This window comes from Microbacterium sp. GW823-FHT02G05 (genome assembly GCF_058797175.1).
In genome coordinates, this window is record NZ_JBXAJK010000002.1 from 1034085 (window position 1) to 1056849 (window position 22765).

Annotated in this window: 21 protein-coding genes; 11 read left to right on the forward strand and 10 right to left on the reverse strand. The window is 68.3% G+C overall.

The window, feature by feature from the left end:
• Positions 1–47: 47 nt before the first annotated feature.
• From AC1REM_RS14880 to AC1REM_RS14890, 3 genes are all read right to left on the reverse strand, one after another.
• On the reverse strand, positions 48–1520 hold the full coding sequence (locus tag AC1REM_RS14880; protein ID WP_492515312.1) for a GMC family oxidoreductase: 1473 nt from the start codon (positions 1518–1520) through the stop codon (positions 48–50).
• A 3-nt stretch (positions 1521–1523) separates the two neighbouring features.
• Positions 1524–2963, reverse strand: coding sequence for an aldehyde dehydrogenase family protein (locus AC1REM_RS14885; protein WP_492515313.1), 1440 nt, complete (start codon positions 2961–2963; stop codon positions 1524–1526).
• A gap of 110 nt (positions 2964–3073) precedes the next feature.
• The gene (locus AC1REM_RS14890) at positions 3074–3484 is read right to left on the reverse strand and encodes a hypothetical protein (protein ID WP_492515314.1); all 411 of its coding nucleotides are present in this window, start codon (positions 3482–3484) and stop codon (positions 3074–3076) included.
• An 87-nt stretch (positions 3485–3571) separates the two neighbouring features.
• On the opposite strand from AC1REM_RS14890, the gene AC1REM_RS14895 reads away from it, so the two are divergent.
• Positions 3572–4354, forward strand: coding sequence for a helix-turn-helix domain-containing protein (locus AC1REM_RS14895; protein ID WP_492515315.1), 783 nt, complete (start codon positions 3572–3574; stop codon positions 4352–4354).
• 19 nt (positions 4355–4373) lie between these two features.
• Here the strand turns inward: AC1REM_RS14895 and AC1REM_RS14900 are convergent, their stop codons facing one another.
• The 4 genes from AC1REM_RS14900 to AC1REM_RS14915 form a co-directional block, all read right to left on the reverse strand.
• Positions 4374–4913, reverse strand: a complete 540-nt coding sequence (locus AC1REM_RS14900) for a TetR/AcrR family transcriptional regulator (RefSeq protein WP_492515506.1) — start codon at positions 4911–4913, stop codon at positions 4374–4376.
• A 100-nt stretch (positions 4914–5013) separates the two neighbouring features.
• The gene (locus AC1REM_RS14905; RefSeq protein ID WP_492515316.1) at positions 5014–5694 is read right to left on the reverse strand and encodes a DJ-1/PfpI family protein; all 681 of its coding nucleotides are present in this window, start codon (positions 5692–5694) and stop codon (positions 5014–5016) included.
• A 40-nt stretch (positions 5695–5734) separates the two neighbouring features.
• Positions 5735–6172, reverse strand: a complete 438-nt coding sequence (locus AC1REM_RS14910; RefSeq protein WP_204937840.1) for an Lrp/AsnC family transcriptional regulator — start codon at positions 6170–6172, stop codon at positions 5735–5737.
• Entirely contained in the window at positions 6169–6897 is a 729-nt protein-coding gene (locus tag AC1REM_RS14915; RefSeq protein WP_492515317.1) for a Pr6Pr family membrane protein, read from the reverse strand. The genes AC1REM_RS14910 and AC1REM_RS14915 overlap by 4 nt, the downstream gene beginning before the upstream one ends.
• Positions 6898–7046: 149 nt before the next feature.
• On the opposite strand from AC1REM_RS14915, the gene pdhA reads away from it, so the two are divergent.
• The 7 genes from pdhA to paaZ are packed head-to-tail and all read left to right on the forward strand — an operon-like array spanning position 7047 to position 15524.
• Complete coding sequence (gene pdhA, locus AC1REM_RS14920; RefSeq protein ID WP_492515318.1) at positions 7047–8162, forward strand: pyruvate dehydrogenase (acetyl-transferring) E1 component subunit alpha; 1116 nt, start codon at positions 7047–7049, stop codon at positions 8160–8162.
• On the forward strand, positions 8162–9202 hold the full coding sequence (locus tag AC1REM_RS14925; protein WP_492515319.1) for an alpha-ketoacid dehydrogenase subunit beta: 1041 nt from the start codon (positions 8162–8164) through the stop codon (positions 9200–9202). Before pdhA ends, AC1REM_RS14925 begins: the two co-directional genes overlap by 1 nt.
• Positions 9199–10647, forward strand: a complete 1449-nt coding sequence (locus tag AC1REM_RS14930) for a dihydrolipoamide acetyltransferase family protein (protein ID WP_492515320.1) — start codon at positions 9199–9201, stop codon at positions 10645–10647. Before AC1REM_RS14925 ends, AC1REM_RS14930 begins: the two co-directional genes overlap by 4 nt.
• 2 nt (positions 10648–10649) lie before the next feature.
• Positions 10650–11834: a thiolase family protein gene (locus tag AC1REM_RS14935; protein WP_492515321.1), complete on the forward strand. Its 1185-nt coding sequence runs from the start codon at positions 10650–10652 to the stop codon at positions 11832–11834.
• On the forward strand, positions 11834–12574 hold the full coding sequence (locus tag AC1REM_RS14940; RefSeq protein WP_492515322.1) for an enoyl-CoA hydratase/isomerase family protein: 741 nt from the start codon (positions 11834–11836) through the stop codon (positions 12572–12574). The genes AC1REM_RS14935 and AC1REM_RS14940 overlap by 1 nt, the downstream gene beginning before the upstream one ends.
• Positions 12571–13425, forward strand: coding sequence for a 3-hydroxyacyl-CoA dehydrogenase family protein (locus AC1REM_RS14945; protein ID WP_492515323.1), 855 nt, complete (start codon positions 12571–12573; stop codon positions 13423–13425). The genes AC1REM_RS14940 and AC1REM_RS14945 overlap by 4 nt, the downstream gene beginning before the upstream one ends.
• Positions 13426–13466: 41 nt before the next feature.
• Positions 13467–15524 carry a phenylacetic acid degradation bifunctional protein PaaZ gene (gene paaZ / locus AC1REM_RS14950; RefSeq protein ID WP_492515324.1) on the forward strand — a complete coding sequence of 686 codons (2058 nt, stop codon included), beginning with the start codon at positions 13467–13469 and terminating at the stop codon, positions 15522–15524.
• On the opposite strand, the gene AC1REM_RS14955 is transcribed toward paaZ, so the two are convergent.
• Complete coding sequence (locus AC1REM_RS14955; protein ID WP_492515325.1) at positions 15525–16607, reverse strand: PD-(D/E)XK nuclease family protein; 1083 nt, start codon at positions 16605–16607, stop codon at positions 15525–15527.
• 63 nt (positions 16608–16670) lie between these two features.
• A complete protein-coding gene (locus AC1REM_RS14960; protein WP_492515326.1) occupies positions 16671–18791 on the reverse strand; it encodes a RecQ family ATP-dependent DNA helicase in 2121 nt (706 codons plus the stop codon).
• Between the two features lie 134 nt (positions 18792–18925).
• On the opposite strand from AC1REM_RS14960, the gene glsA reads away from it, so the two are divergent.
• The 3 genes from glsA to AC1REM_RS14975 are packed head-to-tail and all read left to right on the forward strand — an operon-like array spanning position 18926 to position 22304.
• The gene (glsA, locus tag AC1REM_RS14965) at positions 18926–19933 is read left to right on the forward strand and encodes a glutaminase A (RefSeq protein ID WP_492515327.1); all 1008 of its coding nucleotides are present in this window, start codon (positions 18926–18928) and stop codon (positions 19931–19933) included.
• Between the two features lie 11 nt (positions 19934–19944).
• The gene (locus AC1REM_RS14970) at positions 19945–21558 is read left to right on the forward strand and encodes an MFS transporter (protein WP_492515328.1); all 1614 of its coding nucleotides are present in this window, start codon (positions 19945–19947) and stop codon (positions 21556–21558) included.
• Positions 21558–22304: a pentapeptide repeat-containing protein gene (locus AC1REM_RS14975; RefSeq protein WP_492515329.1), complete on the forward strand. Its 747-nt coding sequence runs from the start codon at positions 21558–21560 to the stop codon at positions 22302–22304. Before AC1REM_RS14970 ends, AC1REM_RS14975 begins: the two co-directional genes overlap by 1 nt.
• A 24-nt stretch (positions 22305–22328) precedes the next feature.
• On the opposite strand, the gene paaI is transcribed toward AC1REM_RS14975, so the two are convergent.
• Positions 22329–22745 (reverse strand): hydroxyphenylacetyl-CoA thioesterase PaaI, encoded by a 417-nt coding sequence (gene paaI / locus AC1REM_RS14980; protein WP_492515330.1) that lies wholly within the window; start codon positions 22743–22745, stop codon positions 22329–22331.
• Positions 22746–22765 lie beyond the last annotated feature (20 nt).

Here is a 22765-nt window from a genome sequence, read left to right on the forward strand (position 1 = left end):
AGAGGCCCCCGTGTTCGGGGGCCTCTTCTTCGTGCGCGCCGTGAGGCTCAAGCCTCCTGAACGAACCGCGCCCCGCGCTCGCCGATCATGGCCGCGGGTGCATTCGTGTTGCCTGTGGTCACGCGCGGCATGACCGAGGCATCGATGACCCAGAGTCCGTCGACTCCGTGCACGCGCAGGTGCGGATCCACGACCGCTTCCGCATCCGTGCCCATCCGGCAGGTGCCGACCTGGTGGTGGTAGGTGATGACCGTGCGACGCACCCAATCCTCGACGTCGGCATCGCTGACATCCGCGCCCGGGTAGATCTCGGTGGCGCCCCACTCTTCCGCGAGCGCCGCCTGGGTGCCGATGGAACGACACTGCCGCACGGATGCGGCGAGCGCCGCGACATCGCGGTCGTCGGCGAGGGCTGCGACATCGATGTGCAGCGGGTCGCTGAGGCCCGCGCCGGTCAGCCGGAGTGCACCACGACTGTGCGGAGTCACGAGACCCGCCATCAGGGTGAATCCGTCATCGCCGCGGGGCTCCAGCTCACCCCACATCGGCACGGAGAAGTGGATCGGCTGTGTGTCGGGCTCGGTGAGCTCGGGGCGGCTGCGCCAGAACAGATGCGACTGCGTGACCGAGACACCGGGCTGCGGAGGGCCGACGGGACGCTCCGTGCCGAAGATCACGGGCGACAGGAAGTGATCGTGCAGATTGCGGCCGACGCCGGGCGCATCGCGCACGACATCGATCCCGAGCGCCTCCAGCTCGGCTCGTGGTCCGATGCCCGAGCGCAGCAGAATCGCCGGCGAGCCCAGTGCTCCTGCGGCGAGGATTACCTCGTCGGCGCGCAGCTCCCGTTCGTCGACGCCCTCCCCCAGCCGTACGCCGACCGCGCGTCCGTTCGCGACGATGACCGAGTGCGCCTCGGCATCCGTGATGATCATGAGGTTTTCCGCGTCGCGCACAGGTTCGACGTAGGCCATCCACGTGTTCACGCGGCGGCCATCCCGCATCGTGACCTGCTCTTGGGAGACACCATCGAGATGGTCGCCGTTGTAGTTCGGGTTGTGTTCGAGCCCCTCCTGCACGGCGGCATCGATGATGGATGCCTGGATCGGCGTGAGCGGATAGTCGTCCGTGACCGGCAGCAGATCGTTCTCGATCGCCTCGTAGATCGGCTTGACCTCCGCCCACCCCCACCCCTCGGCACCGTCGCGCTCCCATCCGTCGAAGTCGCTGGGTGCGCAGCGCACCCAGATCATCGCGTTGAGGGCGTGCGAGCCTCCGGTGACCTTGCCGCGAGGCAGGTGCAGCCGGCGACCAGCCGCGTGCGCCTGCGGCACGGTGTAGTAGTCCCAGTCCTCGGCCGCGTGCCAGAGCTCGCCGGCGCGGGACGGATCGTGGATTGCCGGGTTGGTGTCGTAGCCGCCGGCCTCGATCAGCGTGACCGTGAATCCGGCGTCGACGAGACGTCGGGTGACGATGCTGCCGGAGGTTCCTGCTCCGACGACGATGGCAGAGCGCGGCATCCCTCAGCCCTTCCGGCCCGGGCCCGAGACGACCTGGGTCGCCGACACCGACTTGAGCCCCTCGACGCCGAACTCCAGGCCGTAGCCCGAGCTCTTCACGCCGCCGAACGGGACCATCGGGTGAAGACCCCCGTGCGAGTTGATCCACACGGTGCCCGACTGCATACGCGTGGCTGCGGCCCTGGCCTCTTCGGGGTCGCTCGACCAGACGGAGGCGCCGAGACCGACGTCGAGCCCGTTCGCCCAGGCGAAGGCCTCATCGACGTCGGAGTAGCGGATCACCGGGAGCGCCGGGCCGAACTGCTCCTCCTGCACGAGGGCTGCGTCGTTGGCGATGTCGGCGACGACCGTCGGGCGATAGAAGAGCTCGCCCAACTCGGGCGCTGCCTCTCCCCCTGTGACGATGCGTGCACCATTTGCCCTGGCGTCGTCGATCAGGCGCGAGACGATGTCGAACTGCACCCTGTTCTGCAGGGGTCCGAGCACGTTGTTCTCGTCGAGCCCGTTGCCCATCGGCACACTCGCGGCGATCGCCGCGACCGCGTCGACGACCTGGTCGTAGATCGAGTCGTGCACGTAGAGGCGCTTCATCGCGGCACAGGTCTGTCCAGTGTTGATGAAGGCGCCCCAGAAGAGGTCATCGGCGATGGCCTGCGGGTCAGCGCCGGGAAGCACGATGCCGGCGTCGTTTCCGCCGAGCTCGAGCGTGAGGCGGGCGAGGTTGCCCGCCGAGCTCTCGATGATCCGGCGGCCCGTCGCCGTGGATCCCGTGAACATGATCTTGTCGACGTCGGGGTGCGACGCCAGCCGCGCTCCGACCTCGCGGTCACCCGAGATGCCGATCAGCACATCCGGCGGCAGCACCTCATTCATGACCGCCAGCATCGCCAGCACACTCAACGGCGTGTACTCGCTCGGCTTTGCGACAACAGTGTTGCCCATGCGGAGCGACGGACCGATCTGCCAGATCGTGATCATGAGCGGCCAGTTCCACGGACCGATCGCACCGACTACGCCAACCGCCTTGTAGACGAGCTCGGCGTGCAGGTTCTCATCATCGACGAGGACCTCGCTCGGCAGCTCCGTCGTGGCGTTCGTACGCAGCCATCCCGAGCAGGCGCCGAGCTCGAAGCGGGCGTTCGGGCCGTTCAGAGGTTTGCCCTGTTCCCGCGAGAGCAGGTAGGCCAGTGCCTCGGCGTTCGCGTCGATCGCATCCGCCGCGGCCAGCAGCAGCTCACTGCGCTTCGCGTGACCGAGCGCCTCCCACCCCGGCTGTGCAGCGCGCGCACGGGCGATCGCGTCGTCGAGGTCGGCGACGGTGTGCACGGGCGCTCGTCCGAGGATCTCGCGGGTCGCCGCATCCGGAATCTCGCGCCCCTCCCCTTCGGGCGCCTGAACGCGGGCGAGCAGAGCGGCAGCGGCCGCAGCGGCGGAATCAGACATCTGTGTCTCTCCTTCGAGCGAGGTGTCTTCTCATTCTCGATCGACGGGGTCCGGTGCACTTGTCTCGGAGCGCGCCGCAGATGTCCCGGGCGGCAAGGAATGGCCCCGCGTCAGCGGCGCATCCGCCGCACACCCACGATCTCCGCGATCAGCACCGCGAGTACGAAGACCGCCTGCGCGATCGTCCAGCCGAGACCGATCGGCGTCAGCCAGTCCGCGAAGACGGCGGTGGCGATCGATCCGATGACCCAGATCGCGTTGATCGCCATCAACGTGCCGACGAGCGCGAGCGAGAGCGGCCGACCTCTCTGGGTGATGATCAGCAGCACCGTGACCGCCAGCAGGATCACCCCGAGGACGAGCAGCAGCGGCACGGAGGAGCCGAAGAGCATCGACAGCGGCACCGCGGCCGCCACATAGACGAGGCCGTTCACGCCGGTCGCGACGATGTCGGCGCGCAGCACGGTGCGCAGGAAGGAGTCGGTCGTGCGGGGCTCGGATGCGGTGATCGTGAGGTTCATGCGCCCAGCCTCACCCGCGGATGCAGGGCACGTCGATTACCTGGCAGGTAGTGGATCAGAAGCGCACAGCAGCGTCACAATGAACGCGTGACCCTTGCCGCCCCCGCTGCTGACCTGCCCGCCGGTGAACTGATCCGCTACTGGCGCGGGACGCGGCGCCTCAGTCAGATGGCGCTCGCTCACGAAGCCGAGATCTCACCCCGGCACCTGAGTTTCATCGAGACCGGCCGTGCCAACGCGAGTCCCGCGACGATCGATCGCCTGTCGACGGTGCTGGCGCTGACTCTGCGGCAGCGCAACGCGCTCATGCTCGCGGCGGGCTTCGCTCCGCAGCATCCGCGCCGCCGATGGAGCGATCCGGAGCTGCAGGCGATTCAGCGGTCGCTCTCGGAGATCGTGCATGCGCATCTGCCGTTTCCGGCGCTGATCATGGATGCCCGCGGCGATGTGCTGCTCGCCAACCGCACGCTGCTCGCCCTCGTCGGCGACGGGGCACCCACCGACGGCACGCCCCCGAACGTCTACCGTCTTGCGCTGCTCCCCGGGCCCTTCGCCGATCGCATCGAGAACCGCGACGAGTGGCACGCGACCCTCACCGCCGAGCTCGTCGAGCAGGCCGCCCGCACCGGTGATCCTCAGTTGGCCGAGCTCGCGCACCAGGCGGTTGCCCGCCAGCCGCGCGCGGCGATCGCCCACGACGACACACTGCCGGTCGTTCCGCTCGTGCTGCGCCACGGCGACCGGATGCTGCGCTTCACGAGCATCCGCACGCATCTCAGCGCCCCGCGCGAGGTGCTCAGCTCAGAACTGGCGCTCGAGACCTTCATGCCCCTTGACGACGAGACGCGCGAGGTGCTGGCGGCGCTGTAGGTCCATGCGGGACCACGGCTCAGCGCGTACGCAGGCCGTCGAGGGCGACCGTCAGCACATCGCGTGCAAGGGCTTCGGAATCTTCTGGACCGCCAGGGCGATACCACTCGACGAGCGAGTTGACCATGCCGAAGAGCAGTCGCGTCGCGACGGAGGCATCGACGTCGGCGCGCACCGCGCCATCCGCCTGTGCGGCACGGACGATCTCGGTCACCGCCTGGTCGAACGCACGTCGACGCTCCAGCGCGCGCCGCTCGACCTCGCTGTTGCCCCGCACCCGCAGCAGCAGCGTGACGGCGGGGAGCTGCGCGACCAGCACGCCGACGGCGCCCCGCAGAACTTCGGCCAGGCGATCACCAGCACTGGTCGCCGTGGCATCCGTCAGCACACCTTCGAGGCCGTCGAGTGCCGCTCCGACGGCGACTTCGAGCACCTCCTCCTTCGAGGAGAAGTGGTGGTAGAGCGCGGCTTTCGACAGCCCCAGTCGCGCGGCGAGCGCGGCCACGGATGTCGCGTCGTACCCCTGCTCGTTGAACAGCGCGACGGCGGCGTGCAGCATCTGCTCGCGGTCATAGCCCGGGCGGCCTCGACGGGCCGGCGCCTCGGTCACCGCATCCGCTTCACTCACGCCCCCAGTGTGTCAGACCGTGGCACGCGGCTCAGGAAAGCCGCGCGGCGGCACGCTCCACGACACCCGCGCGCTGCTCGTGCATGAGCGCCGTCATCATCGCGACCCGCTCCGGGTCTGCGTCCGGTCGCTGCGGTGACCCCGCATCGAACGGCGGCTGCGGGTCGTACTCGATCTGCAGCTGCACGCGCTTCGCCTCCTGTTCTCCGAAGAGCTCAGCGAGCAGAGTCAGCGCGAAGTCGATCCCGCTCGAGACCCCGGCGCCCGTGATCACACGGCCCTCACGCACGACCCGCTCGCTCGTCGGGGTCGCGCCCAGCGTCGCAAGCAGTGGCAGCGACGCCCAGTGCGTCGTCGCCCGCAGCCCCCGAAGCAGCCCCGCGGCCCCGAGGAGGAACGACCCGGTGCAGACGCTCGTCACCCAGCGGGCTCCCTCGGCCTGCCGCCGCACGAACTGCAGCACCTCGTCGTCGTCGAGGAGATCGAACGTTCCCTGCCCACCCGGAATGAACAGGATGTCCGCCTGCGGCGCATCAGCGAGGGTCACCGTCGGCACGATCGAGAACCCAGCATCCGTGGGCACCGGGTCGAGCGTGCGCCATGCCAGATGCAGCTCCAGCTGCCCCGATACGGCCAGCACCTGCAGCGGACCGGTGAGGTCGAGCTGTGTGACTCCGGGAAACAGCAGGGCGACGACGCGAAGTGAGGACATGCGCCCATTGTGGTCGAGCGCGTGATGTCGCGCGCGCGGATTACGGCCGGGTGAAGTCCTCGAAGATGATCGTCGTCCGGGTCGAGCGCACCGAGGGAATCGCCTGAACGTCTTCGAGCACGATGCGCCGCAGATCCCGCGCGTCGCCGGCGCGCACAAGCAGGATGACGTCGAAATCGCCGCCCACGAGCGCCATGTGCTCGACCTCGGGAATCTGCTGCAGCCGATCACGCACGCTCTGCCAGCTCGCCTGCTCCAGCTGCAGCATGACGTAGGCGGATGCATGGTGCCCCAGCAGCACCGGATCCGTCCGCACCGTGTAGCCGGTGATGACACCGGCGTCGCTGAGCTTCTTGATGCGCGCATGCGCCCCAGCGCGGGAGATGTGCACCGCGTCCGCGATCGCGGTCATGGAAGAGCGAGCGTCGCGGCGCAGCTCGGCCAGGATGGCCCGGTCGATGTCGTCGATCTCGCTCATGATGCGACCGCCGTTGCGTCGCCACGCGTGCGACGCGACGCCCAGATCGACAGCGCCGCCACCGCTGCGAGCAGCAACGCGATGCCGACGACGTACAGGGCGACGCTGCCGTATCCCGCGCCGTGCGGATTGAGGAAGCCATACGGATACCACCACGGGTTGCCGGTGACCGGGTCGGTGATGAACTCCCCCCGGGCCAGCGTGTACACAGCCCAACCGACGGGAAAGATCAGCGCCAGCGCCGCATCCGCCCACCGCAGCGGGCTACGCGCGACATGCAGCACGAGATCGGCAGCGAACACGATCGGCGCGACGACGTGCTTGATCTCGCTCGCCCAGACAAGAGTGTCGGGGTCGGGAACCCCGTCGTTGCGGAGCAGCAGGTTGTAGACGAGCCCCGTGATGACGACGGCCGACCCGATGCAGAGGAAGAGCAACGAGAGCCACCGCGGCTCGTCGCCGCCCGCACGCCCTCGCGTCGCGAGCCAGATCCCGCCGATGGCGAGCACCACCGCGCCCGCTGCCGTCGAGAGCACCGTGAAGTAGCTGAGATGGTTCGCGAGCGCGGTGACGAGATGGTGACCCTGCCCTCGCGAGTACGCCGCCGTCGCGATGATCTGGGCGACGATCGCGATCAGCAGAGCGGCGGCGGTCGCCAGGCGGACGAACGCCCAGGCGAGGCGCCGGGGCGCGACCTGTGACGAGGAGGGGAGCCGAGTCATCATTGCCTCTCTGAGTGTCAGCAAAATCTGACGCTTCGATACATTCATAGGCCACTTGTGAGCATTCGTCCACAAAGTGACGAATTCCATTGGACGAATGCACATCCGGCTCCATGCTTTCCTCAAGACGTTCGGCAAGGAAGGCGAACCAGATGACGCAGCATGCTCTGGACTCTGCAGTGGATCTGCTCCCCCGCGACACCCCTGTGCAGCTCATTGATCCGACGGGCGCGCCTGTCGGTGACGAGCACTACGCGCGCCCCGAGATCGACGCGCTTCTGCGCGCGTACCGCGGGCTCATCGAAGGCCGCCGGATCAACGATCAGGCGAACGCGCTCGTGCGCCAGGGGCGGCTGGCTGTCTATCCCTCCTCGCACGGACAAGAAGCGTGTCAGGTCGCCGCATCGCAGGTGCTCGGAGACCGCGACTGGTTGTTCCCGACGTACCGCGACTCCGTCGCCGTCATCGCACGCGGTGTGAGCCCGGCCGACACCATGACCCTCCTCAAGGGCGACTGGCACTCCGGCTACGACTCTCACGAGCACCGCGTCGCCCCGCAGGCCACGCCGCTCGCCACCCAGCTGCTGCACGCCGTCGGATTCGCGCAGGCGGCCAAGCACCGCGGCGAGGACACCGTCGTGCTCGCGCTCTGCGGCGACGGCGCCACGAGCGAGGGCGACTTCCACGAGGCGATGAACTTCGCCGCCGTCTTCCATGTGCCGGTCGTGTTCTTCGTGCAGAACAACGAGTTCGCCATCTCGGTGCCGCTCTCCCGGCAGACGGCGGCCCCCTCGCTCGCGCACAAGGCCATCGGCTACGGCATGCCGGGCGAGCGTGTGGACGGCAACGATGTCGCCGCGGTTCTCGCGGTGCTCGCCGAGGCTGTCGACCGTGCCCGTGCCGGCGGCGGCCCCTCGCTCGTCGAGGCCCACACCTACCGGATGCAGGCGCACACGAACGCCGACGACGACACCCGCTACCGCGAGCGCGAGGAGGTGCAGGCGTGGATCGCCCGCGATCCCCTCACCCGCCTGCGCGCCTACCTCACGGCGGAGGGCGCGCTCGATGACGAGACCGAAGCAGCATTGGCGGCCGGCGCCGAGGAGATCGCCGCCGCACTGCGTGACGCGCTCAACGCCGATAGCGACCTCGACCCCGAAGACCTGTTCCGCTACGTCAGCGCGACGCGCTCCCCGCAGCTCACCGAGCAATGGGAGCAGCTGCGCGGCGAGATCGATCGCAGCATCCAGCCCACCGGAGGTCACTGATGACTCTCATGCATGACGAACCGCGCGTCGAGGTCGACGCCCCCGTCGTCCAGACCATGACCATGGCCGCAGCACTCAACCGCGCGCTCGCCGATGCGATCGCCGAGGACCCGAACGTCGTGGTCTTCGGTGAGGATGTCGGCGCGCTCGGCGGCGTGTTCCGCATCACGGACGGCCTCACCGAACGCTTCGGCGAGGACCGCTGCTTCGACACCCCGCTGGCCGAGTCCGGCATCATGGGCACCGCCGTCGGCATGGCGATGAACGGGATGCGCCCGGTCGTCGAGATGCAGTTCGACGCCTTCGCGCTGCCCGCCTTCGAGCAGGTCGTCAGCCACGTCGCGAAGCTCGGCAACCGCACGAAGGGGGCATTGCGGATGCCTCTGGTCATTCGCATCCCGTTCGGCGGCGGCATCGGCGGCGTCGAGCACCACTGCGACTCCTCCGAGGCGTACTACGCGCACACTCCCGGTCTCACCGTCGTCTCACCCTCCACGCCGCAGGACGCATACTCACTGTTGCGTGCGGCGATCTCCTCCCCCGACCCGGTCGTCTTCCTCGAGCCGAAGAAGCTGTACTGGTCCAAGGGCGAGGTCGACACCTCCCTGACAGTGGAGCTCGGCACGGCACGGATCGCGCGGGAGGGCACGGACGTGACGGTGCTCACCTACGGAGCATCCGTCGGCACAGCCCTTGAAGCGGCCGAGATCGCCGCAGAGGAGGGTCGCAGCGTGCAGGTCATCGACGTGCGCTCGCTCTCGCCGTTCGACGACGCCACTGTGACGGAAGCGGTTCGCAGCACAGGACGGGCGATCGTCGTTGCCGAGGCCCCCGGCTACGTCAGCGTCGCGAGCGAGATCCAGGCACGCGTGTTCGAACGCTGCTTCGAGTTCCTCGAAGCCCCCGTGCGCCGCGTCACCGGATTCGACACCCCCTACGCGCCCCCGAAGCTCGAGCACTGGTACCTCCCCGATGCCGACCGCATCCTCGATGCGATCGACTCTCTGCACTGGGACGACGAAGAAGCGGATGCCTCATGACCACGATCGCCACCCGCGTCTTCCGCCTTCCCGACCTCGGTGAGGGCCTGACCGAAGCCGGGCTCGTGCAGTGGCTCGTCGCTGTCGGCGACACCATCACGACCGACCAGGCCATCGCCGAGGTCGAGACCGCCAAGAGCGTCGTCGAGTTGCCCTCCCCGTTCGCCGGCGTCGTGATCGCCCTGCACGGAGAGCCAGGCGAGACGATCGATGTCGGCGCTCCTGTGCTGGAGGTCGGCGATCCGGATGCCCCGCGCGCGACCGATCCCGCGAGTGCTCCGGCTGCCGACGGCGCGACCTCTGTCGACAAGACCGAGCACGAGGCCTATCGCGCCGAGGAGCGTGCGGGCTCCGGCAATGTGCTGATCGGTTACGGCACGACCGAGCGCGCAGGGCGCGGGCGTCGTCGCGCCCGCGTATCCGCGTCACCGCAGCGCGCTGCCGTGGCATCCGCCGCGGCGGCGGAGGTGGCGGCGTCTGCTGCAGCGCCTGCCCCGGCGCAGCCGGACGCCGCAGCGCCGGCATTCGCTCCCGCCCGCCGCACCGTCGCCGTCCGTTCGCCGCTCGTGCGACGTCTCGCTCGGGATCTCGGTCTCGACGTGCACGCGATCACCGCGACCGGTGCCGATGGGGCGATCACCCGCGCCGATGTGCTCCGCGCCGCGGTGGATCACGCGGTCGACGGTGTGAGCGCACACGATATGGGCGCCGCATCCGGTCCCTCGCCTGCCGGAGGTGAGGTCGACGGCCTCACCGTCCACGCACGCGAGAAGTTCTCGCCCCTGCGCAAAGCCGTGAGCGCGACGCTGACTCGCAGCCGCTCCGAGATCCCCGAGGCGACGGTCTGGGTCGATGTGGATGCCACGCGGCTCTGGGAGCTGCGCTCTGAGATGGCCGCGCCCGGCGAGAAGGCACCGTCGATCACGTCGCTGTTCGCCCGCTTCACACTGCTGGCGCTTGCGGAGTTCCCGTTGCTCGCCGCGCGACTGAACGAGGCGGGAGACGAGATCACGACCTTCGACGGCGTGAATCTCGGCATCGCCGCGGACACTCCCCGCGGTCTCATGGTTCCGGTGATCCCGCAGGCGCACACGCTCTCCGTCACGCAGCTCGACGGGCAGCTGCGCGAACTCGCCGAGACGGCGCGTGCCGGTCAGATGCCCCCGGAGCGCCTGCGCGGATCGACCTTCACGCTCAACAACTACGGAGGCTTCGGCGTCGATGGCTCCGCGGCGATCATCAACTACCCGAACGTGGCGATCCTCGGCATCGGGCGCATTCTGGAGCGGCCGTGGGTCGTCGACGGGCAGATCGGGCCCCGTCGCATCGCGCAGCTGTCGCTGGTCTTCGACCACCGGGTCTGCGACGGCGGCTACGCCGCGGGCTTCCTGCGCCGTGTCGTCGACCTGATCGAGCAGCCCCTTCGCGCATTCGGGCAGGTGTGACGATGACAGAGGTCTTTCTGGTCGACGGCGTCCGCACCCCGGTCGGACGCTACGGCGGCACGCTGGCGAGCGTGCGCCCGGATGACCTGGCCGCGCGCGTCGTGCGCTCGGTGATCGATCGCGCGGGAGTTCCCGACGACGCGGTCGACGAGGTCATCCTGGGAGCTGCCAACCAGGCCGGCGAAGACAACCGCAACGTTGCCCGCATGGCCGTGCTGCTCGCGGGGTTGCCCGACAGCATCCCCGGCATCACGGTGAACCGTCTGTGTGCCTCGGGAATGTCGGCGATCGCTATGGCTGCGCAGGCGATCCGCGCCGGCGATGCCGAACTCATGGTCGCGGGCGGCGTCGAATCGATGAGCCGCGCCCCCTGGGTGCAGGCGAAGCCCGAGCGCGCCTGGGCCAAGCCCGGCGACGCCTTCGACACCTCTATCGGCTGGCGCTTCGTGAATCCGAAGCTCGCCGCGCGTGAGAAGGCGACGTTCTCGATGCCCGAGACCGCCGAAGAGGTCGGCCGCCGAGAAGGCATCACCCGCGAAGAGGCGGATGCCTTCGCCCTGCGCTCCCAGCAGCTCGCTGCTGCGGCGATCGATGCGGGCCGCTTCGACGCCGAGATCGTGGGCGTCGAGACCCGCGCAGGGCTCGTGACCGTTGACGAAGGGCCGCGGCGAGACACGACCCTCGAAGCCCTCGCCGGTCTGCGCCCGGTCGTCGCCGGCGGCAGCGTGGTGACCGCGGGCAATTCAAGCTCGCTCAACGACGGAGCATCCGCCATCATCGTGGCCAGCGGCGACGCCGTGCGCAAATACGGGCTCACGCCCCGCGCCCGCATCGTCTCATCCGCGTCCGCCGGTCTTGCTCCCGAGATCATGGGGCTCGGGCCGGTGCCCGCCACGGAGAAGGCACTGCAGCGTGCGGGTCTCTCGGCCGCTGACCTCGGCGCCGTCGAACTCAACGAAGCATTTGCGACGCAGTCGCTCGGCTCGATGCGCCTGCTCGGCCTCGACCCCGAGATCGTCAACCGCGACGGCGGCGCAATTGCCCTCGGACACCCCCTGGGATCGAGTGGATGCCGCATCGTCGTCACGCTGCTCGGGCGCATGGAGCGTGAAGGCGCCGCACGGGGCCTCGCGACGATGTGCATCGGCGTCGGCCAGGGCTCGGCCATGATCGTGGAGCGTGTGTGATGGCATCCCCTCTGCTCATCGAAGAATCCGACGACCGCGTCGTCGCGACCCTCAACCGGCCCGAGCGCCGCAACGCGATCGATCAGGAGACGATCGACGCGCTGCACGTCCTGTGCGCCGATCTGGAGACAACGCCCCGCACCCTCATCCTCACGGGAGCCGAGGGGGTCTTCGCCTCCGGAGCAGACATCGCCCAGCTGCGCGAGCGCCGCGCCGAGGATGCCCGCCGCGGCATCAACGCGATGGCGTTCATCCGAGTGCATGACCTGCCGATGCCCGTGATCGCGGCGCTCGACGGCTACGCGCTCGGCGGCGGAGCTGAGCTCGCCTACGCCGCCGACATCCGCATCGGCACCCCCGCTCTGCGCATCGGCAACCCCGAACCGGGGCTCGGCATCATCGCAGCGGCCGGGGCGACCTGGCGGCTGCCGGAGATCGTCGGGGACGCCCGTGCGAGCGAACTCCTGCTCACCGGGCGCACGCTCACGGCGGACGAGGCGCTGGCCTGGGGCCTGATCTCGGCGATCCATCCGGCTGTCGACCTGCTCGGTGCCGCGCACGCCATCGCCGATCGGATCGCCGCGAACGACGCGCTCGCGGTGCAGTACACGAAGCGCGCGCTGCGCACGCCCCGCGCACAGCATCCGCAGATCGAGTTCGAACTGCAGGCCGAGCTCTTCGAGAGCCCGGAGAAGATGCGCCGCATGTCGGAGTTCCTGGAGAGAAAGGCGAAGCGATGACCGCGCCCAGTGTTGTCGGAGTACTCGGCGGAGGCCGTATGGGCGCCGGGATCGCACATGCCTTCCTGCTCGCGGGGTCTCGCGTCAGCGTGGTCGAGCGAGACGCGCAGAGCGCGGATGCCGCAGCGGAGCGCATCTTCGAGAGCATCCGTCGCTCGGTGGAACGTGACTCCGCACTTGACGAAGCCGACCTTCGTGCGCGCATCGACACGGGCACAGACATCGGCGCCTTCGCGGACAGCGACCTCGTCGTCGAGGCGGTTCCGGAGGACCGCGGACTGAAGGCCGACGCCCTCGCCCGTGCCGAGGAGGTCATGCATGTGGCATCCGTTCTGGCGAGCAACACCTCGTCGATCTCGATCGACGACCTCGCCATCGACAGGCTGCGCCCCTCGCAGTTTCTCGGCCTGCACTTCTTCAACCCGGTGCCCGCCTCCGCGCTCGTTGAGATTGTGCGTGGCGAGGAGACCAACGCCGCCGCTGTCGAGAACGCACAGCGCTGGGTTGAGGCGCTCGGCAAGACGCCGATCGTCGTGCGCGACTCCCCTGGCTTCGCCTCGTCGCGTCTCGGCGTGATGCTCGGGCTTGAGGCGATCCGGATGCTCGAAGAGGGCGTCGCCAGCGCTGCGGACATCGATGCGGCGATGACGCTCGGGTACCGGCATCCGATGGGCCCGCTGCGCACGACCGACATCGTCGGTCTCGACGTGCGTCTCGGTATCGCCGAAGAGCTCGCCGCCCAGTTGGGCGACCGTTTCGCCCCGCCCGCTCTGCTGCGCGAACTCGTCGCAGAGGGGCACCTCGGCCGCAAGAGCGGACGAGGCTTCTACGACTGGACGGCAGAACAATGACGCTCACCGCTCCCCACTCGCTCGACCCGCAAGGAACGCCGATGACCTCTCTCCTGCCCAGCTATGTGTCCGGTTCGTGGTGGACGGCGGATGCCGCGGCATCCGCCACCGAGGTGCGCGACGCCTCGACCGGCGAGGTCGTGACGAACGTCAGCACCGAGGGTCTCGATCTCGCGGGCGCTCTCGACTACGCACGCACCGTCGGGCAGCAGAGCCTCGGCGCGCTCACCTTCCACCAGCGCGCCGTGCTGCTCAAGCAGTTCGCGCTCGCGCTCACCGCACGCAAGGCCGAGCTGTACGAGCTCTCCGCACGCACCGGGGCCACCAAGACCGACTCCTGGGTCGATATCGACGGTGGCATCGGCGTGCTGTTCTCGTACTCGGGCAAGGGCCGCCGCGAACTGCCGAACAGCCAGGTGTACGTGGACGGTCCGGTGGAGCCGCTGTCGAAGGATGGTTCATTCCTCGGCCGGCATATCTACACGCGCCTACCCGGTGTGGCTGTGCAGATCAACGCCTTCAACTTCCCGGTGTGGGGCTCGCTCGAGAAGTTCGCGCCCGCGTTCCTTGCCGGTATGCCGACGCTCGTGAAGCCCGCGACGCCCACGGGATACCTCGCCGAGGCGTTCGTGCGCATCCTCGTCGAATCGGGGCTGCTGCCTGAGGGTTCGCTGCAGCTGGTGAGCGGCAGTGTGCCCGACCTGTTCGACAACCTGCAGCTCGGCGACATCGTCGGCTTCACCGGCAGCGCATCGACCGCGACCTCGCTGCGGGCGCACGCTTCGGTGCAGACCGGCGGGGTGCGGTTCACGGCCGAGACCGACTCGATCAACGCCTCGGTGCTCGGCACCGACGCTGTGCCAGGAACCCCCGAGTTCGACGCCTACGTGCGCCAGCTCGTGACCGAGATGACGACGAAGGCCGGGCAGAAGTGCACCGCGATTCGTCGGGCGATCGTGCCGGTGGGGTCTGCGGATGCTGTCATCGACGCCGTGCGCGCACGCATCGCCGAGAAGGTCATACTGGGCGACCCACGCGCCGAAGGCGCAACGATGGGCCCGCTCGCCTCAACCGCCCAGCGCGACGAAGTGCTGCGCCAGGTCGGTGCGCTCGTCGCCGCGGGCGGCGAGATCGTGGTCGGGTCGACGGATGCCCCAGAGGTGCTTCTCGCGGATGGTTCGCGCGGCGCAGCATCCGACGGTGCCTTCGTCTCACCCGTTCTGCTGCGCTTCGACGACGCATCGGTCGATGCCGTGCACGAGGTGGAGGCCTTCGGACCGGTGTCGTCCCTGCTCACCTACGCGACCACCGCCGAGGCCGCCGACCTCGTCGCTCGCGGTGGCGGATCGCTCGTGACGAGCGTCGCGACGCACGACCCCGCGCAGGCTGTGGAACTCGCCGGGCGCATCGCCGCCTACAACGGTCGGATGCTGCTGCTCGACCGCGATGACGCGCGCTCCTCGACCGGCCACGGATCCCCGCTGCCGAACCTCGTGCACGGTGGCCCCGGGCGGGCCGGCGGCGGTGAAGAACTCGGCGGCATTCGTGCTGTGCTGCACCACATGCAGCGCACCGCCGTGCAGGGATCGCCCGAGATGCTGACGGCTCTCACGGGAGTCTGGCACGCGGGGGCTGCGGCACAGAACGAGGGACGTCACCCGTTCCGCAAGTCGCTGGCCGAGCTGCGCATCGGCGACCAGATCGCGTCGGCCACGCGCGAGGTGACACTCGACGACATCGAGACGTTCGCGCACTTCACCGGTGACACCTTCTACGCGCACATGGACGAGGATGCTGCGGCGGCAAACCCGTTCTTCCCGGGACGCGTCGCGCACGGCTACCTGCTCGTGTCGTGGGCGGCCGGACTCTTCGTCGACCCGGAGCCGGGGCCGGTGCTCGCCAACTACGGTCTGGAGAACCTGCGCTTCATCACGCCCGTCTCCCCCGGCGACACGATCCGCGTCACGCTGACCGCGAAGCAGATCACCCCGCGCGAGACCGACGAGTACGGCGAGGTGCGGTGGGATGCCGTCATCCACAACCAGAACGACGAGATCGTCGCGAACTACGACGTGCTGACACTGGTTGCGAAGGGGTAACTAGGGCGTCTGTGGAGTGGCGATGGCGGGCTGCGCGCCCGCACCGCTCCCATCGCGCAGCGCGACGAACTCGTCGTGGACAGCGGTCGCGGCGCTCTTCAGCTCTGCGATCGTGATGCCCGGCGCCTTCACGTACTTGAGCACGGAGTCGGGCGAGAAATGGTTGAACTCGGCTTTCCCGGCATGTGTCTGTGGCAGTGACGTCGGGAACGTGAAGAACTCCGGATGCTTGCGACTCATCCGCACCCGTCTGCGCTGCGCGATCTCCGAGCGCCCGTGATGCGGTGGCTCCGTGTAGATCACGGTGCGCCGGAAATCGACGCCCTGCAATTGCCATCCCAGTCGCAGGTTGAGTCCGTCGATCGCGATCGGCTCGAAGACCTCCACGAAGGGTTGCGAGTTGGTCATCCCGCTCGCAGCCTGTCGCCCCAGGGCAGGCAGAGTGTCGTTGAGCACTCCCGCAACGCGCTGCCCGCGCGCCTTGTGCAGTGCCGCGCGCATCTGTGAACTTGAGATCGCGCTCAGGAGGGAGTCCGGCAACCAGACGGCCTCGTCTTCTGAACCGACATCAACCGCGGCGACGAGTCGGTGCAGGTCGTCCACGAGGTCGGCATAGCGGCGCATGGTCTCGACCTCATAGCCGGCCGATTCGGGCAGAGCAGCACGGATGCGGGTGGCGAGATCACGGTAGCTGAGGTGCTGCCATCGCCCGAGCGCGAACCTTGGTGCGCTCACCGCCAGAAGCACGAGTCCTGGTGCGTGCGCCCAGGTGGCCGTCGCCGCCTCATAGTCATCGAGCTGCTTCTTCTGCGGGAGCGAGAAGACCTTGTTCTCGATGACCACGGGCGCGCGATCCGTCCAGTGGAAGACGAGATCCATGTTCTTGCACTCGCGTTCGGGGAAGCGTCGGGCGCCTTCCCCCTCGGGCGCGAAACCACGGAACACGGCGTCAGCAGCGTCGGGCAGCGCATCGAAGAACCATGCGATGAGGTTCGAGTGGAACAGCTCGCGTTGGCCGTACATGATCCGTCCGAGCGGGTTGGCTTCGATGCGAGCGGCGACGGCGCGAAAATCCTCAGACACATCAGCACCGTAGCGCGAGCGCATGCCTCGGCACGGTCGGATGACGCCTGCGGCGCGGCCTTCCTACCCGCGCAGGGCGAGCACGAACGGCAGGACGTCGGATGCTCCGGCCTGGCGCAGCACCCGCGCCGCGGCGGTGAGGGTCCAACGACTGTCGGCCTGATCGTCGACGAGCAGCACGGGGCCGGCGGGAATCTCCAGGTGGTCGGCGGAGAAGCGATCCCACACGGATGCCAGACGGAACACGCTGTTTCCGCCGGGGCCGGCCGCGCTGTGCGGGGCCCGGTCTTCCAGTGCCCCGAGGTACGGAAGCCTCCCGATCTCACTCAGCCCGCGCGCGAGGGAATCGACGAGCAGCGGGCGCGACTGCGAGGGCATCGCAACGACGGCGACGGGGCGCTCTGCCCATCCCCACTCGGCGAGGACCCGCACGCAGGCCTGGAGCATCTGCGGCGTGATCGGGGCGTTTGGCGCTCCCGCGGCGAACAGGTCGCGCAGCGCACCACCCCAGCCGAGGTCGGTGAGGCGTGCGAGTGCCCTGCCCTCAGCGGCCTGCTCTCCCGGAGGGATACGGCCCTTCAGCGGGACGTCGAGTCGATCCGCCCCGGTCGGCCACGCTTTGCGCGGCTCGATGGGCACGCCGACGCGGTCGAGGGAGGAGGTCGCGGCGGCAGCATCCGATTCACCGATGGATGCCGGGAACCACACACCCGCGCAGTTGTCGCACCGCCCGCAAGGCGTGGCGGTGTCATCGTCGAGCGTGCGCTGCAGGAACTCCATGCGGCAGCCGTCTGTCTGTTCGTACTCGATCATGTGCTGCTGCTCTGCCACCCGCTCGGCGGCGATCCGCTCGTAGCGTTCGGCGTCGTAGACCCAGGGCTCACCGGTCGAGACCCATCCGCCCTGCACCCGGCGCACCGCGCCGTCGACATCGAGCACCTTCAAGAGCAGTTCGAGCGGTGTGCGACGGATATCGACCATCGCCTCCAGCGCGGGTGTCGAGATCGGTCGGTCACCGAGCGCGTTCAGCACGCGTTCCGCGCGATCGCGGTCGGGCATGGACGCCGTGGCAAAGTAGTGCCAGATGTCGCAATCCTCGGTGCCGGGAAGCAGCAGCACGTCGGCGCTCTCGCTCGCACGGCCCGCGCGACCGACCTGCTGGTAGTACGCGACCGGCGAGGATGGCGCACCGAGGTGCAGCACGAATCCGAGGTCGGGCTTGTCGAATCCCATCCCCAGCGCGCTCGTCGCGATGAGCGCCTTGATCTCGTTGTTCTTCAGCATCCGCTCGGACTCAGCGCGCTCGTCCGTGTCGGTCTGCCCTGTGTACGCCCGAACATTGTGGCCGTGCTCGCGCAGCAACCGTGCGGTGTCGACGGCCGCGGCGACCGTCAATGTGTAGATGATGCCCGACCCCTGTAGGTCGTTCAGGTGGCTGAGCAGCCACGCGAGTCGCTGCGTCGAGTTCGGCAGGCGCAGCACGCCGAGCCGGAGGGATGCCCGCGCGAGCGGTCCCCGAATCGTGAGCACGCCATCACCGGCATCCGGAGCCGTTCCCGCGCCGAGCTGCTCGGCGACGTCCGCCACCACCCGGCTGTTGGCCGTCGCCGTGGTGGCGAGCACCGGCACGGTCGGCCGCATCTGCGTGATGAGGTCGCGCAGGCGGCGATAGTCGGGGCGGAAGTCGTGACCCCAATCGCTGATGCAGTGCGCTTCGTCGACGACGAGCAGGCCGAGACGCTGGATGAGCGCGGGCAGCTGCTGCTCCCGGAAGGCCGGGTTGTTGAGGCGCTCGGGCGAGACGAGAAGCACGTCGACCTCGTCGCGATCCAGTTGCGCCAGCACATCGCCCCACTCATGCGCATTGGTCGAGTTGATCGCCACCGCGCGCACTCCTGCGCGCTCGGCCGCTGCGATCTGGTCGCGCATGAGAGCGAGAAGGGGCGAAACAAGCACGGTGGGCCCCGCGCCCTGCCGCCGCAACAGGAGCGTCGACACGAAGTAGACCGCTGACTTGCCCCATCCGGTGCGCTGCACGACCAGCGCGCGCCGTCGCCTCTCGACCAACGCCTCGATCGCCTCATACTGCCCGTCGTGAAAATCGACGTCGGGGCGCCCGACCAGGTCTCGCAGCGCAGCGAGCGCCGCAGCACGGGTATCGACGGATGCTGCGGAGGAGGTCATGCCTCTACTCTGCCGCAGGCCGCGGACAGTCGGTTGATCGGGTCTCGAACGCCGCCCGCCCCGATCAACCGAAGATGAAGGGCTATCCGCCGAGGCCATGCCTTTGCCATTCTTGACGTGACGGAGGAGGAACCATGTTCGAATCGGACGTACTCGATGTCACCCAACAGGCCTCCACAGGAGACCTGCCCGCGAAGTCGCATGTCGATGACCTCATCGCGGGTGCGCATGCGCGGTACGCGGGTCTGTCCGATGGAGTGGTCGCCGACTACATCCCGATCCTCGCCGAGGCCGACCCGAGCTGGTTCGGGCTGACGCTCGTCGGCATCAACGGCAGCACACACAGCGCGGGCAATGCAGACATCACCTTCTCGATCCAATCGATCTCGAAAGCGTTCGTGTTCGCGCTGGTCTGCGAAGAGATCGGCCACGCCGCCATCCATGACCGCATCGGCGTGAACAACACCGGCTTGCCGTTCAACTCCGTCATGGCCGTGGAGCTCAACGGCGGCAACCCCATGAACTCGATGGTGAACGCCGGTGCGATCGCGACGACGGCGCTGATGTCGGGGCGGACGACGGCGGCGAAGTGGGAGAACATCCGCAACGGACTCTCCCGATTCGCAGGTCGCGCACTCGAGATGGACGACACCGTCTATGAGTCAGAGATGCTCACGAATCAGCGAAACAAGGCGATCGCTCGCCTGTTGCAGAGCTACAAGCGACTCGATCCTGACCCCCTCGACATCGTCGATATCTACACCCGCCAATGCGCGCTCTCTGTGACCGCGACCGATCTCGCGATCATGGGATCGACGCTCGCGAATGGCGGCGTGAACCCCATCACAGGCGAACAGGTGGTGTCGCCCTGGGCGAGCCGCGACACGCTCGCGCTCTTGGCGTCGTGCGGCCTGTACGAACGCTCCGGCGAGTGGCTGTTCGAGGTCGGGCTCCCGGCGAAATCCGGCGTATCCGGCGGCATCGTGGCGGTCGCTCCAGGAAAGGGGGCGCTCGGCGCTTTCTCTCCACCTCTGGATTCGGCGGGCAACAGCATCCGCGGACAGCGCGCCTGCGCCTATCTGTCCCGGTCCCTCGGGCTCAACCTCTTCGCATCCAGCACTCTTGACAGCTTTGCCTCCTAGGAGATCCGTCGATGTCTCACACCTCGCTCGTTGACGATGCCATCCAAGAGAAGCGTTCCTGGGGGCCGATGATCGGCCTGTTCCTCGCCCAAGTGCTGATGTCGTTCAACGTCGCGGCGCTCCCGATCTCGCTCGGCGGGATGGTCGAGGACTTCGGCGTCCCACCGACCGTCGCATCCTCGACCATCGTCGTGTACGGCCTTGCGGTGGCAGCGCTCGTGATGACCGGTGCGAAGCTGGGGCAGCGCATCGGATGGGTGCTGATCTTCCGCGTCGTCATCGTCGTCTTCGCGGGCTCGTCGGTCATGATGATCGTGTCGCCGAGCGTCGGCTGGGCGATCGGCGGGCAGGTGCTCGCGGGGGCTGCGGCCGCCATCATCGTTCCGGCTCTCGTGGCGTTGATCGCCGAGAACTATCGCGGCAGCCAGCAGGCGACAGCGGTGGGATCACTGGGATCCGCCCGCGCCTTCTCGGGCATGAGCGCCTTCCTCATCGGCGGTACGATCGGCACGCTGGTCGGCTGGCGGCCCGTGTTCTTCGTCACGCTCGGGCTCGCGATCGCCGTGTTCCTGTTGAGCTTCAGCCTGCGCAGCGACAAGGGCAACCGCGAGATCAAGATCGACCTCGTCGCATCCGCGCTCATCGGATCGGCGATCGTGCTGCTCACCCTCGGGTTCAACAACCTCAACGGCTGGGGCATCTTCTTCGCCACCGAGACCGCGCCCTTCACGATCGCCGGTTTCTCCCCCGCTCCCGTCTTCGTCATCGTCGGTGTGATCCTCGGGCAGCTGTTCTTCGTCTGGACGAAGCGACGGATGCGCGACGGGAAGGTTCCGCTGGTCGATCTCAGCGTGCTGCGACGGCCGAGTGAGCGTGCGGCCATCTACGCGATGTTCGTGATCGTCGCGATGGAAGCGTCCGTGAACTTCACGGTGCCGACCTACATCCAGGTCGTGCAGGGGCGCACGCCGTTCGACACGTCGCTCGCGATGATGCCGTTCAACCTCACGGTCTTCGTGACGGCCATGCTCGTCATCCGCTTCTACAAGAAGTATTCGCCGCGCAGCATCGCCCTGTTCTCCTTCGTGCTGACGACCGCGGCGCTGCTGTGGCTGGCGTTCGTCGTCAACAACAACTGGGAGACACTGCCGACGATTCTCGGACTCATCGTCTTCGGCATCGGCCAGGGCGCACTGGTCACGCTCGTCTTCAACGTGCTGGTCACCGCGGCGCCGAAGGAGCTGGCGGGCGATGTCGGATCCCTGCGCGGCACGACGCAGAACCTGGCATCCGCCGTCGGCACGGCCGTCATGGGCGCCGTACTGGTCACCACATTGAGCTTCGGCGTCACTCAGGCCGTGGAGGAGCACCCCGAACTGCCCGCCGAACTCGTGGCACAGGTCGACCTCGACCAGGTCAACTTCGTGAGCAACGACAATCTGCGCAGCGTCCTGGAGAACACGACGGCGACGGACGAGCAGATCGAGGCGGCGATCACCCTCAACGAGGAGCAGCGTTTGCGCACGCTCAAGCTGGGCTTCCTGATCCTCGCGGGCGTCAGCGCGGCCGCGGCGCTGCCGGCATCACGGCTGCCAAAGTATCGGCCTGACGAGATTCCCGCGTAGTGGGCGGCCCTACCGCCCTGCGCCGCCGTTGGGATGCGGCGGATATCGACGACGTCCGCGCCCAGCTCGTCACACAGCAGCGGATCCCGAAGCCGCCGCACACGCTCACCTCGCGGTGGCCAAAGACGGATGCCGGTCTCGTGGACCTGCGCGGTATCGATGCGGGCAAGGCCGGAATCGACATCCGCTATGTGACGCTGCACGGTCTGGATCTGAGCCACGCTCGCGGCGCACTGCGCACGTTCGAGGCCGTGCTCACCGACTGCCGCTTCGACGGGATGGCGCTGACCGGACAGCCCTACTTCGGGCGGCTGTTGGAACGGTGCAGCTTTCGGGATGCGAAGCATTCGCGGCTCTCGATCGGCCCGAAGGTCATCGACTGCGACTTCACGGGCGCGAAGGCCACGCGGCTGCGTTCGGTTCCGAACGCCGTCTTCGAACGCTGCGCGTTTGACGGCACTGACCTCATTGGAGCCCAGTTCGACGGTGCGAAGTTCATCGACTGCACGTTTGAGGGTGTCGTGTTCTCGGCGTCGACGACGTTCACGCGGTGCGAGTTCGTGCGCACGCCGGTGGCTTTCTCACCTGCGCAGGTGACGCGTTGCACCGTTGATGGCGTGGTGTTGGCCGACCAGTGGGACGGCGAAGCCGAAGCGGATGCTGCGCTGGAACGGTATGCGAAGAAGTATGCGCGCGCGGTGATGAGTGGGGATACGGAGGCGATGTCACTGGATGATGAGAGCTGAGGGCGACTGCTTCGAGAAGCCCCCTCACCTCCCCGTAACGAACGCCCTCCCGCGCACCTCCGCGACAACTTCCCCCGTCTGATCTGTCACGGTGATGTCGTAGACCCCATTCCGCCCGCGCAGCACCTTCCGCCGCGCGGTCGCGGTCAGCACCTCTCCGACTCCGGTCGACTTCAAGAACGTCACGTCCGCGCCCTGCGCCACCGTCACGCGGTCGTCCTCATTGCACGCCACGGCGAACGCGGTATCTGCGAGCGTGAAGACCAGTCCCCCGTGCGTGATCGCGAAGCCGTTCGTCATGTCTTCGCGCACGGTCATCGTCACTACCGCGAGCCCGGGCTCGTCGACTTCGAGCACCATTCCCAGCGCCGCTGAGGCCTGATCCGCCTGCAGCATCGCGCGCAGCTGCGTGGCATCCGGACCGATCTTCACTCCACCCATGTCATCCCCTTCGATGAACC